General features: G+C 70.7%; 17 protein-coding genes. 8 read left to right on the top strand and 9 right to left on the bottom strand.

The window, feature by feature from the left end; all coding sequences use genetic code 11:
- Nucleotides 1-92 precede the first annotated feature (92 nt).
- On the bottom strand, nt 93-1,550 hold the full coding sequence (locus AC1DWJ_RS12335) for a gamma-aminobutyraldehyde dehydrogenase (RefSeq protein WP_457253293.1): 1,458 nt from the start codon (nt 1,548-1,550) through the stop codon (nt 93-95).
- 174 nt (nt 1,551-1,724) lie between these two features.
- Between AC1DWJ_RS12335 and AC1DWJ_RS12330 the strand changes: the two genes are divergently transcribed.
- The 4 genes from AC1DWJ_RS12330 to AC1DWJ_RS12315 are packed head-to-tail and all read left to right on the top strand — an operon-like array spanning nt 1,725 to nt 5,465.
- The gene (locus tag AC1DWJ_RS12330) at nt 1,725-2,210 is read left to right on the top strand and encodes an Lrp/AsnC family transcriptional regulator (RefSeq protein ID WP_477620900.1); all 486 of its coding nucleotides are present in this window, start codon (nt 1,725-1,727) and stop codon (nt 2,208-2,210) included.
- Entirely contained in the window at nt 2,207-3,643 is a 1,437-nt protein-coding gene (locus AC1DWJ_RS12325) for an aspartate aminotransferase family protein (RefSeq protein WP_457253295.1), read from the top strand. The genes AC1DWJ_RS12330 and AC1DWJ_RS12325 overlap by 4 nt, the downstream gene beginning before the upstream one ends.
- Before the next feature lie 16 nt (nt 3,644-3,659).
- Nucleotides 3,660-5,048, top strand: a complete 1,389-nt coding sequence (locus tag AC1DWJ_RS12320) for an NAD(P)/FAD-dependent oxidoreductase (protein WP_477620899.1) — start codon at nt 3,660-3,662, stop codon at nt 5,046-5,048.
- Between the two features lie 27 nt (nt 5,049-5,075).
- Nucleotides 5,076-5,465, top strand: a complete 390-nt coding sequence (locus AC1DWJ_RS12315) for a pyridoxamine 5'-phosphate oxidase family protein (RefSeq protein WP_457253297.1) — start codon at nt 5,076-5,078, stop codon at nt 5,463-5,465.
- Nucleotides 5,466-5,481: 16 nt separating this feature from the next.
- Here the strand turns inward: AC1DWJ_RS12315 and AC1DWJ_RS12310 are convergent, their stop codons facing one another.
- Entirely contained in the window at nt 5,482-6,480 is a 999-nt protein-coding gene (locus AC1DWJ_RS12310) for an aminoglycoside phosphotransferase family protein (protein WP_477620898.1), read from the bottom strand.
- Between the two features lie 62 nt (nt 6,481-6,542).
- Here AC1DWJ_RS12310 and AC1DWJ_RS12305 point away from each other — a divergent pair, with 62 nt between their 5' ends.
- Nucleotides 6,543-7,745, top strand: coding sequence for an LOG family protein (locus AC1DWJ_RS12305; protein ID WP_477620897.1), 1,203 nt, complete (start codon nt 6,543-6,545; stop codon nt 7,743-7,745).
- Nucleotides 7,742-8,260: a DUF1990 family protein gene (locus AC1DWJ_RS12300; protein ID WP_477620896.1), complete on the top strand. Its 519-nt coding sequence runs from the start codon at nt 7,742-7,744 to the stop codon at nt 8,258-8,260. The genes AC1DWJ_RS12305 and AC1DWJ_RS12300 overlap by 4 nt, the downstream gene beginning before the upstream one ends.
- A gap of 88 nt (nt 8,261-8,348) precedes the next feature.
- Here AC1DWJ_RS12300 and purU read toward each other — a convergent pair whose 3' ends face one another.
- From purU to pyrH, 6 genes are all read right to left on the bottom strand, one after another.
- Nucleotides 8,349-9,233: a formyltetrahydrofolate deformylase gene (purU, locus tag AC1DWJ_RS12295; protein WP_477620895.1), complete on the bottom strand. Its 885-nt coding sequence runs from the start codon at nt 9,231-9,233 to the stop codon at nt 8,349-8,351.
- 30 nt (nt 9,234-9,263) lie between these two features.
- Nucleotides 9,264-10,457, bottom strand: coding sequence for a monooxygenase (locus AC1DWJ_RS12290; RefSeq protein ID WP_457253302.1), 1,194 nt, complete (start codon nt 10,455-10,457; stop codon nt 9,264-9,266).
- A 19-nt stretch (nt 10,458-10,476) separates the two neighbouring features.
- Nucleotides 10,477-11,730, bottom strand: coding sequence for a 23S rRNA (adenine(2503)-C(2))-methyltransferase RlmN (gene rlmN / locus AC1DWJ_RS12285; RefSeq protein ID WP_457253303.1), 1,254 nt, complete (start codon nt 11,728-11,730; stop codon nt 10,477-10,479).
- Between the two features lie 60 nt (nt 11,731-11,790).
- Entirely contained in the window at nt 11,791-12,726 is a 936-nt protein-coding gene (locus tag AC1DWJ_RS12280; protein ID WP_457253304.1) for a phosphatidate cytidylyltransferase, read from the bottom strand.
- 23 nt (nt 12,727-12,749) lie between these two features.
- Nucleotides 12,750-13,307, bottom strand: a complete 558-nt coding sequence (gene frr / locus AC1DWJ_RS12275; RefSeq protein WP_056922567.1) for a ribosome recycling factor — start codon at nt 13,305-13,307, stop codon at nt 12,750-12,752.
- Between the two features lie 87 nt (nt 13,308-13,394).
- A complete protein-coding gene (gene pyrH / locus AC1DWJ_RS12270; protein ID WP_056922566.1) occupies nt 13,395-14,147 on the bottom strand; it encodes a UMP kinase in 753 nt (250 codons plus the stop codon).
- A gap of 143 nt (nt 14,148-14,290) precedes the next feature.
- On the opposite strand from pyrH, the gene AC1DWJ_RS12265 reads away from it, so the two are divergent.
- Nucleotides 14,291-16,252, top strand: a complete 1,962-nt coding sequence (locus AC1DWJ_RS12265) for a M13 family metallopeptidase (protein ID WP_457253305.1) — start codon at nt 14,291-14,293, stop codon at nt 16,250-16,252.
- Nucleotides 16,253-16,260: 8 nt separating this feature from the next.
- Here the strand turns inward: AC1DWJ_RS12265 and AC1DWJ_RS12260 are convergent, their stop codons facing one another.
- Complete coding sequence (locus tag AC1DWJ_RS12260; protein WP_457253306.1) at nt 16,261-16,449, bottom strand: hypothetical protein; 189 nt, start codon at nt 16,447-16,449, stop codon at nt 16,261-16,263.
- Between the two features lie 102 nt (nt 16,450-16,551).
- Here AC1DWJ_RS12260 and AC1DWJ_RS12255 point away from each other — a divergent pair, with 102 nt between their 5' ends.
- Nucleotides 16,552-17,019, top strand: coding sequence for an iron chaperone (locus tag AC1DWJ_RS12255; RefSeq protein ID WP_457253307.1), 468 nt, complete (start codon nt 16,552-16,554; stop codon nt 17,017-17,019).
- Nucleotides 17,020-17,046 lie beyond the last annotated feature (27 nt).

Raw genomic sequence — 17,046 nt, 5'->3', positions numbered from 1 at the left:
GAGTGGAATTCTCGGAGAAGTCCGGGTCAGGGTTTCCCGGGTTCTGGGGGGTGGGCCGCCGGCGGCGCTGTCAGCGGCCTCAGGTGGTCGGTCTAGCTGTCGATGTTGGCCATGACGTGCTTGATGCGGGTGTAGTCCTCGAAGCCGTACATGGACAGGTCCTTGCCGTAGCCGGACTTCTTGAACCCGCCGTGGGGCATCTCGGCGACGATCGGGATGTGCGTGTTGATCCAGACGCAGCCGAAGTCGAGGGCCTTGGAGACCCTCATCGCGCGGCCGAAGTCCTTGGTCCAGACACTGGAGGCGAGGCCGTAGTCGACACCGTTCGCCCAGGCGATCGCCTCGGCCTCGTCGGTGAACCGCTGCACGGTGATGACGGGCCCGAAGATCTCGTCCTGGATCGCCTCGTCGTCCTGCTTCAGGCCGGACAGCACGGTGGGCTCGAGGAAGAACCCGTCGCCCAGGGCGTCGAGCCGGTGGCCGCCGGCGGCGATCGAGGCGTGGTCGGGGAGGCGGGACAGGAAGCCCTGGACCCGCTCGAGCTGGTTGCGGTTGTTGACCGGGCCGAGGAGTGCGTCCTCGTCGTCGGGCAGGCCGACCTTCGCCGAGTTCTTGGCGTACTCGCCGAGGGCGGCGACGAAGTCGTCGTGGATGTGGGGGGCTGCCAGCACCCGCGTCGCGGCGGTGCAGTCCTGGCCGGCGTTGAAGTAGCCGGCGACCGCGATGCCCTCGACGGCGGCCTCGATGTCGGCGTCGTCGAACACGATGACCGGCGCCTTGCCACCGAGCTCGAGGTGGACCCGCTTGAGGTCCCGGCTGGCACTCTCGGCCACCTGCATGCCGGCCCGGACGGAGCCGGTGATGGCGACCAGTGCCGGCGTCTTGTGCTCGACGACCGCGCGACCGGTGTCGCGGTCGCCGGTGACGACGTTGAACGTGCCCGGCGGCATGAACTCCGAGGCGATCTCGGCCAGCAGCAGGGTCGTCTCGGGCGTGGTGTCCGACGGCTTGAGGACGATCGTGTTGCCCGCGGCCAGGGCGGGGCCGATCTTCCACACCGCCATCATCATCGGGTAGTTCCAGGGGGTCACCTGACCCACGACGCCGATCGGCTCACGCCGGACCCAGCTCGTGTGTCCCTTCATGTACTCCCCCGCCGCCCGACCCTCGAGCACGCGGGCTGCGCCGGCGAAGAACCGGATCTGGTCCACCATCGGCGGGACCTCTTCGGACGCCGTGAGGGCCCACGGCTTGCCGGTGTTCTCGGCCTCGAGCTTGACGAAGTCGTCGGCCCGCTTCTCGATCGCGTCCGCGAACTTCAGCAGGGCCTGCTGGCGCTCGCTCGGGGTGGTCTGTCCCCACTCGGCGAACGCCTTGCTGGCCGAGGAGTAGGCGGCGTCGACGTCGGCCGCGGTGGAGACCGGGGCCTTGGCGACGACCTGGGCGGTGACGGGGCTGACGAGGTCGGTGGTCGCATCGGTCTGCGCCTCGACGTACTCGCCGTTGATGAAGTTGCGCAGGACGCGGGGGGCCGCGGACGTGGCAGTCACTGATGTGCTCCAATGCGGATCGGGTACTGATTCCGGTGCCTTCGCACTGTAGCCGCCCGACGATGGATTTCAATAGGTTGCGGCTGTCAAGATACGGAAAACGTTGTCGAATGCCGCCGAGTGCGACTGATTCCGTCGTGTGGGGACTTGCTTTATCGGCATCTGGGGACCACCATGACCAGCGTGACCCGACTCCCCAGCACCAGCGCCGATGTGCGCCTCGACGACGTGTCGAAGGCCATCATCGAGCAGCTGCAGGAGGACGGTCGGCAGTCCTACGCCACCATCGCCAAGCGTGTGGGGCTGTCCGAGGCGGCGGTGCGCCAGCGGGTGCAGCGGCTCCTCGACCAGGAGGTCATGCAGATCGTCGCCGTCACCGACCCGTTGCAGGTGGGGTTCCGCCGGCAGGCCATGATCGGCATCCGCGTCGACGGAGACCTCCTGCCGGTGGGTGACGCCCTCACGGCGATGTCGGAGGTGTCCTACGTCGTCACGACGGCGGGGTCCTTCGACCTGCTGGCCGAGGTCGTCTGCGAGGACGACGCCGAGCTGCTCGACCTGCTCACGCGTCGCATCCGCACCCTTCCCGGGGTGCAGACCACCGAGACGTTCGTCTACCTGAAACTCAACAAGCAGCACTACAACTGGGGTACTCGATGACCACTGACCTGTCCATCTTCGAACCGTCCAGCGACACCCACACACCGCTGGGCACGCTGCACAGCGAGGCCGCCAGAGACCACCTGTGGATGCACTTCACGCGCCACTCGGTCTTCGAGGACCGCAGCGAGGGCGGCCTGGGCCACAGCGTTCCGATCATCACCCGCGGCCAGGGCCACAAGATCTGGGACGACCGCGGCAACGAGTACATCGACGGCCTCTCCGGGCTGTTCGTCGTCCAGGTCGGCCACGGGCGCGAGGAGCTCGCGGAGGCGGCCGCGAAGCAGGCGAAGGAGCTCGCGTTCTTCCCGCTGTGGTCCTACGCCCACCCGCGCGCCATCGAGCTCGCCGAGCGTCTGGCCGCCGGCGCCCCCGGCGACCTCAACCGCGTGTTCTTCACGACCGGTGGCGGCGAGGCGGTCGAGAGCGCCTGGAAGCTCGCCAAGCAGTACTTCAAGCTCACCGGCAAGCCCACCAAGCACAAGGTGATCAGCCGTGCAGTGGCCTACCACGGCACCCCGCAGGGAGCCCTGTCGATCACCGGCATCCCGGCCGCCAAGGAGATGTTCGAGCCGCTGGTCCCGGGCGCCTTCAAGGTCCCGAACACCAACTCCTACCGCGCCCCCGAGCACCTGCGCGACGACGACAAGGCCTTCGGTCGTTGGGCCGCAGACCGGATCGCCGAGGCCATCGAGTTCGAAGGCCCCGACACCGTGGCTGCGGTCTTCCTCGAGCCGGTGCAGAACTCCGGCGGCTGCTTCCCCCCACCGCCCGGGTACTTCGAGCGGGTTCGTGAGATCTGCGACGAGTACGACGTGCTGCTCGTGTCCGACGAGGTGATCTGCTCGTTCGGCCGGATCGGCTCGATGTTCGCCTGCGACGACTTCGGCTACGTGCCAGACATCATCACCTGCGCCAAGGGCATGACCTCCGGCTACTCCCCCATCGGCGCGATGATCGCCAGCGACCGGCTGTTCGAGCCGTTCAAGAAGGGGACGACCTACTTCCCGCACGGCTACACCTTCGGTGGCCACCCGGTCAGCGCGGCGGTGGCGATGGCCAACCTGGACATCTTCGAGCGCGAGGGCCTCAACCAGCACGTCAAGGACAACGCCCCGAACTTCCGGGCCACCCTGGAGAAGCTGCTCGACCTGCCGATCGTCGGCGACGTCCGTGGCGCCGGGTACTTCTACGGCATCGAGCTGGTCAAGGACAAGGAGACCCGCGAGACGTTCAACGACGCGGAGTGCGAACGGCTGCTGCGGGGCTACCTGTCCAAGGCGCTCTTCGATGCCGGCCTCTACTGCCGCGCCGACGACCGGGGCGACCCGGTGATCCAGCTCGCGCCGCCGCTGATCATCGGCCAGCCCGAGTTCGACGACATCGAGTCGCGGCTGCGGTCGGTCCTCACCGGCGCCGAGAAGCACCTCTGAGCCAGACCGTCACCCCGTGAGCCACCCGCTCTGGTGGGAGAGCCCGTATGCCGCGTCGCCGGCAGACGGGCTCTCCGCACCTGCACCGTCCGTTCGGTCGCACCCCGTCGTGCCCAGCAAGGCCGACGTCGTCATCGTCGGTGGCGGCTTCACCGGGCTGTGGACCGCTCACTACCTGCTCCTGGCTGACCCGGCCCTCGATGTCGTGGTGCTCGAGGCGGAGCACGTCGGCTTCGGCGCGAGCGGACGCAACGGTGGTTGGGTGTCGGCCCTCTGGCCGGTCGGCCCGCAGACCCTGGCCCGGCGCAGCGGCGCCGAGGCGGCCCGGGCGATGGTCGCCGAGCTGCAGAACACCGTCGACGAGGTAGGCAGGGCAACGGAATCCGCGGCGATCGACTGCGGATTCCGCAAGGGTGGGGCGATCGCGCTGGCCCGCTCACGAGCACAGGCAGCCAGGGCGCGCGCCGAGGTCGACGACGCCAGGGAGTGGGGCACGGGCACCCGCTGGCTCGACGCGGCCGAGGCCTCCGAACGGCTGGCCGCGAGCCGGGTCGAGGGCGCGACGTTCAGCCCGCACTGCGCCAGGATCCACCCGCGGCGGCTGGTCGACGGCCTCGCAGCCACCGTCAGGTCGCAGGGTGCCCAGGTCCACGAGGGTGTGCGGGTGCAGGCGATCGAGCCCGGCCGCGTCGTGCTCGAGGGCGGCGGACAGGTCACGGCTCCCCACGTCGTCCGGGCCACCGAGGCGTGGACCCCCACGCTGCCCGGCCAGCGCCGCACCGTCGCCCCGGTCTACTCGCTGATGGTGGCCACGGAGCCGTTGAGCGCTGAGCAGTGGTCGAGGATCGGGCTCGCGGAGCGGGAGGTCTTCAGCGACCACCGGCACGTCATCATCTACGGTCAGCGGACCGTCGACGACCGGCTCGCCTTCGGTGGACGAGGTGCGCCCTACCACTTCGGCTCCCGGATCAGGCCCGAGTTCGACCACGAGGCAACGGTTTTCGCTGATCTCCGCGCGACCCTCACCGACCTCCTCCCCCAGCTCGGCGACGTGGAGTTCACCCATGCGTGGGGCGGCCCCCTCGGCATCGCCCGCGACTGGCACCCCTCGGTCGGCCACGACCCCAGCACCGGGCTCGGGTGGGCCGGCGGCTACGTCGGTGACGGTGTCGCGGCCACCAACCTCGCGGGACGGACCTTGGCCGACCTGGTCACCGGCCGCTCGACGGCACTCACCCAGCTGCCGTGGGTGGGCCACCGCAGCCGGCGGTGGGAGCCCGAGCCCGCCCGGTGGGCGGGGATCAACGCCGGACTGCGGCTCGCGCACGCCGCCGACCGCGAGGAGGCGCGCACCGGTCGCCCGGCGCGGATCGCCGCACTCCTCGGCGCGCTCACCGGCCACTAGGACCGTTCACTAGGGGAGACTCGGTCCGTGTCGACCGCCCCCGCAGACCTGTCCCCCGCCGCCCTCGACTTCGTGACGGCCCGGCACCTGGCCACGCTGACCACGCTGCGCCCGGACGGGTCGCCCCACGTGGTGCCCGTCGGGTTCACCTGGGACCCCGAAGGGCTCGTGGTCCGGGTCATCACCAGCGGTCCCAGCCGCAAGGCGCGCAACGCCGCGTCGGGCGGGCGCGCGGTCGTGTGCCAGGTCGACGGCCGCCACTGGCTGTCCTTCGAGGGCACGGCCAGGGTGCTGACCGACCCGGACGCCGTGGCCGATGCCGTGCGCCGGTATGCCGCCCGCTACCGCGTACCGCGCGAGAACCCCCAGCGGGTGGTCGTCGAGATCGCCGTCGACCGGGTGCTCGGCAACGTCTGAGCCGGCGGCAGTCCGCTCAGGGACCGTGCTCGGGGTCCAGGGGTGGGAACGGCTCGTGGGCGAGCCGCAGGTAGTAGAGCGCCGAGTCCCCCCACTCGGCGAGCTCCTCCGGCTGCGCGCCCTCGATGGCGCCCAGCCAGGTGAACGAGCGGTTCACCGCATGGGTGACCATGGCTGGCGCCATCAGCGCCTCGAGAGCGGCGCGGTCGAGCAGGTCCGCCCACACCTGCGCGTAGGCGTCCAGCAGCTCGGGCCACGGGTGGTGGGTGACGCGGGTGGAGTAGCCGTAGGGCACCGCCAGCACCTCCAGCACGTGGGCCCACTGGGCATCGCCGAAGTCGAAGAAGCGCATGCTCCCGTCGACGACGAAGACGTTGCCCGGGTGGAGGTCGCCGTGCTGCAGGCTCGCCGGGAGCGGCGCGGCGAGCAGCGTCGCCACGGCCTCGGCGACGACCCCGGCCCGCTCCCTGAGCGAGTCGGTCTCATCGGCCGGCAGGTGCGACGGGTGGTCGGCCGGGAGCGCGGCGAGCTGGTCGACGAGCCAGGCGTACCGCGCCGGGACGGTGGCCGGGGAGCAGTCCGGCAGCCCGGCGCCGACCAGCAGGTCGCCGTGGTCGGCCACCTGGCGCTGCACCCGAGCGGACAGCGCCACGACGGCCTGCCACTCCGCCAGGCTCGCGTCGTGGCTGTCGCCGAGCGTGGTCCCACGGTCGGCGGTCATCATCCAGCCGCGGTCGGCCTCGATCGCCAGCGGAGCCTCCACCTCGCCGGGCTCGAGCTCGGCGAGCGCTCGGTGCACGGCGGGTTCATAGGCCGACGACGGACAGTTCGCCTTGAACCACACGGTGCCCTGGTCGCTCGGCACGACCAGCTGGGTCGACCACGGCCTGATCCGCCGTTGGACGACGTCGCCGGTCACGCGGCGGCCGACACCGGAGAGCTCGTCGCTGATCCACTGCGTCGCCTCGGCACGCCAGGCTTCCGTCGCCACGGTCTGCGAGAACAGGTCTGCCATGGCCCCGACTCTAGAAGGCCGACCACGGACCAGGGGCTCGACGACCTGTCTAGAGTCACACCATGCAGGGCGACCGCGGCGGCACCGCAGACCTCCATCCCGAGGTCGAGGACCTCGCCGACCTCGATGCCGTGCTCGACTCCGGCCGACCCCTGACCGGGCTTCGCTTCCAGGACCTCGACCTCACGGCACACGAGGACCGCTTGCTCGCCCGCACGGACCTGGAAGGGCTCGTGGTGCTGGGAGGTCGTCTGTCCACCACCCTCAGCGCGCACTTCGGCGCGCACCGCGCGCTGGTGTTCCCGACTGACCCGCATGCGCCCGTCGACCCCTACCGCGCCACGCTCTACACCGCCGCCGAGCTCTACGCCGGCCTCGACGACGGCGGGTACGAGTCCACGCCGGACTTCCTTGCCTACCAGTGGATGCGCGACGGCGCGCTGCACCACGACGCGTTCGTCACGCTCCTGCGCGCCATCCACGACGACTCGATCAGCGATGCCCTCGACGAGTTCACGGCAGGCCGACCGGTCACGGGCGTCATGGGAGGGCACGCGCTGGCGCGGGGCACGACTGCGTATGCCGCGGCGGCACGGCTCGGTCGGTCGCTCGCTGCGGCGGGTCTGGTCGTCGCCACCGGTGGTGGGCCCGGCGCCATGGAGGCCGCCAACCTGGGCGCGCTGGCCGCCGACGAGCAGTCGCTCGGCACGGCCCTCGACCGACTGGCCGCCGTGCCGACCTTCCGCCCGTCGGTCGCCGACTGGGTCTCCCTCGCGTTCGAGGTGCGCACCGAGCTGCCCGTCTCCGACGACCGCCGCAGCCTCGGCATCCCGACCTGGTTCTACGGCCACGAGCCGCCCAACGTCTTCTGCGACGGCATCGGCAAGTACTTCTCCAACGCGATCCGCGAGGACGGCCTGCTGGCCCGCGCCGCCGCCGGGCTCGTCGTGCTGGAGGGGGCAGCCGGGACGGTGCAGGAGATCTTCCAGGCCGTCACGCCGTTGTTCTACGCGCCCGCCGAGTCGACCCTCGCGCCCCTTGTGCTGGTCGGCCAGGAGTACTGGTCGGAGACCGTGCCGGTGTGGGCCGCGGTGCGAGCCCTGGGCCAGGAGCGGGGCATGGACGCCGTGGTGCACCTGGTCGACAGCCCCGAGGAGGCGGCCGCCATCATCCTCGACCGAGCTCCTGGCGGAGCGGCTGACCAGGCGCCCGACCGAGCGGCTGACCACGCGCCCGACCCGGCCGGCCGGGGCGGGTCTTCGTGAGGCTGGCGGACCTGGCCCACCTGGAGCTCACCTACCAGCCGCGCGGCCTGACCCTCGACGGACCTCTCCCGCCCGGGTTTCACCACCTCGAGGTCGAGCGCCGGCTGGGAGCCGGCGACGCGGCATACCGATCGGCCAGTGAGGCGCTGATGACCTATGCGCCGCAACGCGGGCTCGGACTCCGGCCTCGGGCCACGGCCCGTCGGGCCGCCGTCGGGGTCGACGTCCTCAGCCGGCTCGTGGGGCTCGGGGTCCCCTGCCGGATCGTGTGGACGGTCGAGGAGCAGGACCGCACCGGGTTCGGCTACGGCACCCTCGAGGGGCACGTCGAGCGTGGCGAGGAGGGCTTCCTGGTCGAGCGGCGCGGCGACCACGTGTATGCCGTGGTGCGCGCCTACGCGCGCGCCGACCGCTGGCTCACCCGGCTCGGCGGGCCACTGACGTGGCAGCTCCAGCGGGGCGCTGCCCACGGGTACCTGCGCGCCCTCCAGCGGGCCGTGCGCCAGGATGGCTGAAGGCCCCAGCGCCTGAGCCTCGTGACCCTGCACGTCCGCGACGACTCGATCGTCGGCGTGACCAGCCCGCCGGGCTCAGGCCGCCTGCTCAGTCGAAGACGATCGTGCGGCGACCGCGCAGCACCACCCGGTGCTCGGCGTGCCAGCGCAATGCCCTCGCGAAGGCCATCGCCTCGAGCTCCTGCCCCACCGAGGCGAGCTCGGTCGGGCTCATCCGGTGGTCGACGCGGCGGAAGTCCTGCTCGATGATCGGCCCCTCGTCGAGGTCGGCCGTGACGTAGTGGGCGGTCGCCCCGATCACCTTGACCCCGCGGTCGTGGGCCTGGCTGTAGGGCTTCGCGCCCTTGAAGCTCGGCAGGAGCGAGTGGTGGATGTTGATGATCCGCCCCGGGAAGTCGGCGCACAGCCCGCTCGACAGGATCTGCATGTAGCGCGCCAACGCGATGGTGTCGGCGGCGTAGAGCTCGACCAGGTGGCGCAGCTCCGACTCGGCCGTCGGCTTGGTGTCCGGCGTGACCGGCACGTGGTGGAACGGGATCCCGTGCCACTCGGCGAGGCCGCGGAAGTCCTCGTGGTTCGAGACGATCGCGGGCACGTCGAGGGGCAGCGACCCGCTCTCGACCCGGAACAGCAGGTCGTTGAGGCAGTGACCCTGCTGGCTCACCAGCACGAGCACCCGCCGCCGCTGGGACAGGTCGTGCACGGCATACGTCATCGCGAAGTCCGTGGCGACGTCACGCATCGCCGCGTCGAGCTCCTCGACCGCGAGCGCTGAACCCTCCCGGGCCAGGTGCATCCGCAGGTGGAACTCCCCCGCCGTCGTGTCGGCGAACTGCTGGCTGTCGAGGATCGTCATCGACTGCTCGAGCATGATCCCCGACACCGCGTGCACGATGCCCCGGCGATCGGCGCACGAGACGGTCAGGACGAACTCGCGTCCCGGCTCGACGGCTCCGACGGGGTGGGCTCTCACGCGGGTCAGCCTAGGTGCGCAGCGATGGCGCTAGGGCCGGGTGACCATGACGATGCCGAGGCACATCTCGTCGGTCGTGCCTTCGCCCCAGACGACGTAGCGCTCCGGCAGCCCCTCGAACGACGGCAGCAGGTCGCGCAGTCGCTGGTCGTGGGTGCAGGAGACGGTGAGCGTGTCGCCCGGACCCACCTTCATCGCGGGCTGCACCGGCCGGCTGCCCTGGTCGTCGAAGTCCCAGATCGGGATGTCGAGGATCGTGCGCTCGTCGGCCTTGCCCTGGTTGACCGTGACCGAGATCTTCGTGCCCAGCAGGTGCATGTGCCCGGCCACCGCGCGGATCGTCGAGGCCTGGGTCACCGGTCGCGTGCAGGTCTGGGTGGGGCCGGCCTTGTTGCCGGGGCAGAGCAGGTGCAGCGCATCGCCGGTGCGGCCCGCGGCGACCCCGAAGCGTTGCTGCACGTCGGCCATCGCAGCCGTCCGGTCGCACAGCGGACCGGGGTGCGCGGGTCGGCACGGGACCTCCACCGGCGCCGGCAGCAGCACCGTCTGGAGCGTCTTGCGCTGCCCGTCGTCGGCCGCCACCCGCAGCTTGGCGGCGCTCTGGTCGGGCGTCTGGCCGGCGAGGAGGTTGTAGTGGACCTGCATGATGATCCGCGAACCGGCCTCGACCGGCATACCGAGGTCGGGGGCGAGCACCCGCTCGCCACCGCCGGGTGCCCACGCACCCAGCCACGGGGCGCCGTTCAGCCCGGCACCCTGGCTCTCGACGCCGGTGCCACCGAAACAGGTCCAGCCCTGGCCCACCTGGAGGCGGTCCATCTCCTCGGCCCGGGCCACCTTGTCGGCCGGCACCCGGAACAGGATGACGTGGTGGACGACGTCGGGGTTGCCCGGCAGGACGTTGATGCCTGTCACGACCGACTTGGCGGTGAGGCCGGGGTCGAGCAGGAAGCAGCGATAGTCGTCGGTGCCCGGCGGCGCCGGCGCCTTCGGGGTGTATGCCGTGGGCATCCGGAGCGTGACGAAGCGCTCCCCCGCGCGCAGCGGGGCCTCGGGCGGCGCCTTCACCGGGACGCTGTGGCCGTGGGGCGAGGTGACCAGCGGGGCGGGGGCAGCCTGGCCCTCTCGACCCGCGAACGCCCCCGTGAGCACGACGGCGAAGGTCGCCGCGACGGCCGTGACAGCCGTGGCAGACACCACCAGCGCCAGTCGGCGTGAGCTCACCTGTCGAGTCTAGGCAGGATCACGCCGTGGAGGCAGCGAGTTGGCCGCAGGCGCCGTCGATGTCCTGACCTCGGGTGTCGCGGATCGTCGTGGGGATGCCGTGGGCGCGCAGCCGCTCGACGAACTGCTGCTCCACGCCCGCCCGGGAGGCGGTCCACTTCGACCCCGGTGTGGGGTTGAGCGGGATCGGGTTGACGTGCACCCAGCCACGGCCGCGGGCATTGAGCTTCTTCCCGAGCAGGTCGGCACGCCAGGCGTGGTCGTTGATGTCCCTGATGAGCGCGTACTCGATGCTCACCCGACGACCGGTGACCTCGTAGTAGCGGTGGGCGGCGTCGAGGGCTTCGTCGACGCTCCAGCGGGTGTTGATCGGCACGAGCTCGTTGCGCAGCTCGTCGTCGGGCGCGTGCAGCGACAGCGCCAGCGTCACCGGGATGCCCTCGGCGGCCAGCTTGTCGATCGCCGGGACGAGGCCCACGGTCGACATGGTGATGCCACGGGCGGACATGCCGAGCCCGTCGGGTGCGGGGTCGGTCAGCCTGCGGATGGCGCCGATCGCCGCCTTGTAGTTGGCCAGCGCCTCGCCCATGCCCATGAAGACGACGTTCGAGATGCGGGTGGGACCGGTCGGCCCGGTGCCGCCCTGCGGGTCCTCGGAGTCGTCCTCCTCGCCCAGCTCGGCGACGTGTCCGTCAGGGGCAGCGTCGGCGAACGCGCCGCGAGGCACCCCGACCGCCGCGAGCTCACCGCTGCGCAGGAGCCTGGCCCCCCTGACGACCTGCTCGACGATCTCGGCGGCACTCATGTTGCGGGTCAGCCCCGCCTGGCCGGTGGCGCAGAACGGGCAGTTCATGCCGCAGCCTGCCTGGCTGGAGATGCAGATCGTGACCCGCTTGGGGTAGCGCATCAGGACCGACTCGACGATGGCTCCGTCGTGCAGCTTCCACGCGGACTTGATGGTCATGCCGTCGTCCGCGGTGCGCTGCACGAGCGGGGTGAGCAGGTTCGGGAGCAGGTCGGCGACGAGGTCGTCGCGGATCGCCTTGGGCAGGTCGGTCATCTCCTCGGGCGACTCGACGAGCCGCTCGAAGTAGTGAGTCGACAGCTGCTTGGCGCGGAACCCCTTGTGCCCCAACGCCTCGACCGCTTCCTTGCGCTCTGCCGGAGAGAGGTCGGCCAGGTGGCGCGGCGGCTTGCCCCGACGCGGGGCGGAGAAGGTCAGCTGTCCCGGCTGGGGACGCTCGCTGGTGGGCGCGGGGAGGTCGGTGGTCATGGTGCGCCCAGTCTCTCAGGTGTGCGCCCTGACCTCACACTCGCAGGACCCGCGGCGGCCTCAGCCCGGGGGGACGACCCAGGCCAGCAGGGCCCACGCGACCGGCGCGACGACCACCAGGGAGTCGAGGCGATCCATCACCCCGCCGTGCCCGGGGAGGATCGTGCTCATGTCCTTGATGCCGAGGTCGCGCTTGACCGTCGACTCGGTCAGGTCTCCCACCGTGGCAGCGATCGCCGTGCAGGCACCGAGCAGGGCACCGCCCCACCAGGGGCCGTCGAGCAGGAGCACGACGACGATGGCGCCGCCCACGACGCAGGTGAGCACCGACCCGGCGAAACCCTCCCAGGACTTCTTGGGGCTCACCGAGGGAGCCATCGGGTGCCGGCCCAGCAGCACGCCGAACGCGTAGCCACCCACGTCGCTGAGCACCGTGACGAGGATGAACACCACGATCCGCCGGGCACCGTCGTCGGCAGCCAGCATCAGGGCGGCGAAGCCGGCCAGGAACGAGGGGTAGACCGCCACGAAGAAGCCACCGGCGATGTCGCGCACCGCGTCGAGCACGCCATCGGCGATCCGCCACAGCAGGATGCCGACGCAGGTCAGCCCGACCGTGATGATGAGGGCCTCTCCCCCACCCACGTAGGCGGACACCAGCATGCTCACGCTGCCGACCAGGCTGGGCACCAGCGGCACGTGGATCGAGACCTGGGCCAGCGCACGCCGCAGCTCCCAGACACCGACGACGATGGCCGCGATGACGATCCCGAGCATCAGCTCCTTGCGCAGGATCAGCGAGCCGATGATGAGGATCCCCAGGCCCACGCCGACACCGATGGCCGCCGGCAGGTTACGGCCTGCCTTCGACGGCTGCTGGGCCGGAGCGCTGGCGGCACGACGGGTGGGCGGCCCCGCAGGCGTGCCGGAACCCCCGGCACCGGGATCCGGGTGGGCGGCCTCGCGCCGCGAGCTACGGGAGTATGGCGTGTTCATTCCTTCGTGGTGGGGCGAGCGGCTCAGACCTCGAGCAGCTCGGCCTCCTTGCCCTTCAACAGCTCGTCGACACTGTCCACGTACTTCTTCGTCGTCGCGTCCAGCTCCTTCTCGCCGCGGGTGCCGTCGTCCTCGCCGACCTCGCCGTCCTTGACGAGCTTGTCGAGCTCGTCCTTGGCCTTGCGGCGGATGTTGCGGATCGACACCTTGGCGTCCTCGCCCTTGTGCCGCGCGAGCTTGATGTAGTCCTTGCGCCGCTCCTCGGTGAGCTGGGGCAGGACGCAGCGGATCATGTTGCCGTCGTTGCTGGGGTTCACGCCCAGGTCGGAGTCGCGGAGGGTCTTCTCGATCTCCGCCATCGCCGACTTGTCGAACGGCGTGATCAGGATGGTGCGGGCCTCAGGGGTCTGGAACGACGCCAGCTGCTGCAGCGGCGTCGGGGCGCCGTAGTAGTCGACCATGAGCTTGTTGAACATGCCCGGCGTCGCGCGACCCGTGCGGATGCCCGCGAAGTCCTCCTTGGCGACCTCGACGGCCTTCTCCATCTTCTCTTCGGCCTCGAGGAGAGTCTCTTCAATCATGTCCTGCTCCTTCTCGGGCGCTCCCCCGGAGGGGCTGCGCCGGTCGTGGTGTGGTCAGTCTGGTGGGTGGGTCGGCGTGCCGCCGACTCAGCCGGGGGTGACCAGCGTGCCGATCCTCTCACCGCGCAGCGCCCGGACGACGTTGCCCTCGCCCTCCATGCCGAAGACGACCATGGGCAGCTTGTTCTCCATGCAGAGGCTGAAGGCCGCGGCGTCGACCACGCGCAGACCCTGCTGGAGGGCCTCGGCGTAGCTGATCTCGTCGAGCTTCTTGGCGTCGGGGTTGGTGCGCGGGTCGGAGTCGTAGACCCCGTCGACGCCGTTCTTGCTCATCAGCACGGCGTCGCACTTGATCTCCAGTGCACGCTGCGCCGACACCGTGTCGGTGGAGAAGAACGGCATCCCGGCTCCGGCGCCGAAGATGACCACGCGGCCCTTCTCGAGGTGGCGGATCGCCCGGCGCGGGATGTAGGGCTCGGCGACCTGACCCATCGTGATCGCGGTCTGGACCCGCGTCTCGATGCCCTCCTTCTCGAGGAAGTCCTGGAGCGCGAGGCAGTTCATCACCGTGCCCAGCATGCCCATGTAGTCGGCGCGGGTCCGGTCCATGCCCTGCTGCTGCAGCTCGGCGCCCCGGAAGAAGTTGCCGCCACCGATCACGACGGCCACCTGGATGCCCTCGTTGACCGACTGCGCGATCTGCTGGGCGATCCCGCGGACGACCTCGGGAGCCAGTCCGACCCGGCCACCGCCGAAGACCTCGCCGGAGAGCTTGAGCAGGACCCGTCGCCGGGGGGTGGTGGATCCGGCTGGGGCGGTCTGCTCGGGGGCAGAAGTCACGACAGATCCTCCTGGAGGTGTGGGGCGGTCACCGAATCCTTCCACACTCCCGCGGGACGCACGCCGCCGGTTGCACGCCTGTCCGTCGTGCGTGGCAGGGTGTCATCGCAAGGTCCATCGACGCACTGAAGGAAGACACGCGCATGAGGTCAGGCATCCTCCCCGGTCACCGTGACGACTCGGTCCGCCCCCAGGACGACCTGTTCGGCCACGCCAACGGCACCTGGGTCCGCGACACCGAGATCCCCTCCGACCGGGGCCGCTACGGCACCTTCGACATGCTGCGGGAGCAGTCCGACGAGCGGGTCCGCACCATCATCGAGCGGGCCGCCGCCGACACCGACGCACCCGCCGGCTCGCCGACCCGCAAGGTGGGCGACCTCTACCGGTCGTTCATGGACGAGGCCAGGGCCGACGAGCTGGGCCTCGCGCCGATCGCCGGCGACCTCGCCGCCGTCGAGCAGATCGGCAGCCTCGACGACCTGTCCCGGGTGCTCGGGCGGCTCCAGCGTGAGGGCGGGCCGGGCCTCTTCGACTTCGGGGTGGCGCCGGACGCGAAGAACCCCGAGGAGTACGTCCTCTACCTCGGCCAGGGCGGGCTCGGCCTGCCCGACGAGTCCTACTACCGCGAGGAGCGGCACGCCGCCATCCTCGCGGCATACCTCCCGCACGTGGCCCGCATGCTCGACTTCGCGGGCATCGGCGACGGGTCCACGGACGAGGGCTCACCTGCAGCGCGGGTGGTCGCCCTCGAGACGCGGCTGGCCGGGCACCACTGGGACAACGTCGCGACCCGCGACGCGGTCAAGAGCTACAACCCCTTTGGGTATGCCGCGCTGCAGGGTCTGGCTCCCACGCTCGGGTGGAACGCGTTCGTCGACTCCCTGGGCGCGCGTGACGCCTTCGCGCAGGTCGTCGTGGGGCAGCCCTCGTACCTCGAGGGACTGTCGGCGCTGCTCGAGGACACCAGCCTCGACGACCTCAAGCACTGGCTCGCCTTCCACGTCGTCCGGTCCGCGGCTCCGCTGTTGTCCACGGAGCTGGTCGACGCCGAGTTCGACTTCACCGGCCGGGTCATCTCGGGCCTCCCGGAGAACCGCGAGCGCTGGAAGCGCGGGGTCTCGCTCGTCGAGGGCTCGATCGGGGAGGCAGTCGGCCAGCTCTACGCCGCCGAGTACTTCCCGCCGGAGGCCAAGCAGCGGATGCTCGACCTGGTCGCCAACCTCGTCGAGGCGTTCCGGCGCTCCTTCGAGGGTCTCGACTGGATGGGCCCGCAGACGCGGGAGCAGGCCCTGGCCAAGCTGGCCTCGTTCACCCCCAAGGTCGGGTACCCGGACCGCTGGCGGGACTACTCCTCGCTGACCATCGACGACGACCTCGTGGGCAACGTCCGTCGCGCCAACGAGTTCGAGCTACGCCGTCAGCTCGCCAAGCTGGGCGGCCCGATCGACCGCGACGAGTGGCTGATGCTGCCGCAGACGGTCAACGCCTACTACCACCCGCTGATGAACGAGATCGTCTTCCCCGCAGGCATCCTGCAGCCGCCCTTCTTCGACATGGACGCCGACGACGCGGTGAACTACGGCGGCATCGGTGCGGTCATCGGCCACGAGATCGGCCACGGCTTCGACGACCAGGGTTCGCGCTACGACTCCACGGGAGCCCTGCGCGACTGGTGGACGGAGGAGGACCGGGCCCGGTTCGACGAGCGCACCCAGGCCCTCATCGCCCAGTTCAGCACGCTGTCCCCGATCGCGGCGCCGGACGAGAAGGTCAACGGCGCGCTCACCGTCGGCGAGAACATCGGCGACCTCGGCGGCCTGGCGATCGGCTACTCCGCCTACCGGATTGCCACCGAGGGCCAGGACGTGCCCGAGCTCGACGGCTACACCGGTCCCCAGCGGTTCTTCCTCGGCTGGGCGCAGGTCTGGTCGGGCAAGGCCAGGACCGAGGAGGCCAAGCGGCTGCTGGCGATCGACCCGCACGCGCCCACCGAGGTGCGGGCCAACGCCGTGCGCAACTGCGACGAGTTCCACGACGCGTTCGCTGTCACCGAGGGTGACGGCATGTGGCTCGACCCCCAGGAGCGCGTGCGCATCTTCTGACTCGGGGCTCAGAACCCCGCGTTGCGCAGCATGAACTCGGTGTCGGTGTCCCGGCCCCCGCGGGGGCCGGGACCCGGGTCGACGTCATGCGTCGTGGTCATGTCCTCGGGCGCGATCCGCTCCGGGAGGTGGGTGAAGTCCGGCTGCACCCGCGCCCGCGCGGGTGCGGGTGGCGTGTGCTTCGTTCGTCTCCCCATGAGGTGAGTATGCGACAGAAGTGATCAGTTTTCGAGAAGCGCTCAAGGGGCCTTGGCTCGGAGAATGGTCTCGACAGCCCACCACGACCTCGGGGAGACATCATGCCGACCACGGCCAAGAAGACCACGGCGAAGAAGGCCACCACGAAGGCGGCGCCCAAGATCGCCGGCAGTAAGAGCGGGTTCACCGCCGACGAACGCGCCGCGATGAAGGAGCGGGCCAAGGAGGCCAAGGGCGCCGTCGGCGAGCAGGACCTGCTCGACAAGATCGCCGAGATGCCCCCGGAGGACCGCCAGCTGGCCGAGCGCCTGCACGAGATCGTCACCCAGGCCGCTCCGGATCTCGAGCCCTCGACCTGGTACGGCATGCCCGCCTACAAGCGCGACGGCAAGGCGGTGGCGTTCTTCAAGCCCGCCAGCAAGTTCAAGGCGCGGTACGCCACGTTCGAGTTCAACGACAGCGCGCAGCTGGACGATGGTGACATGTGGCCCATCGGCTACGCGCTCACGAGGCTGACACCGGCCCTCGAGAAGCAGATCGCCGCCTTGGTCAAGAAGGCGGCCGGCTAGGCGCGAGGCCGGCCACGCGGCATACCG

The organism is Pedococcus sp. P2_D7 (assembly GCF_056404295.1).
This window is presented reverse-complemented; position numbering and strand designations above follow the sequence as displayed.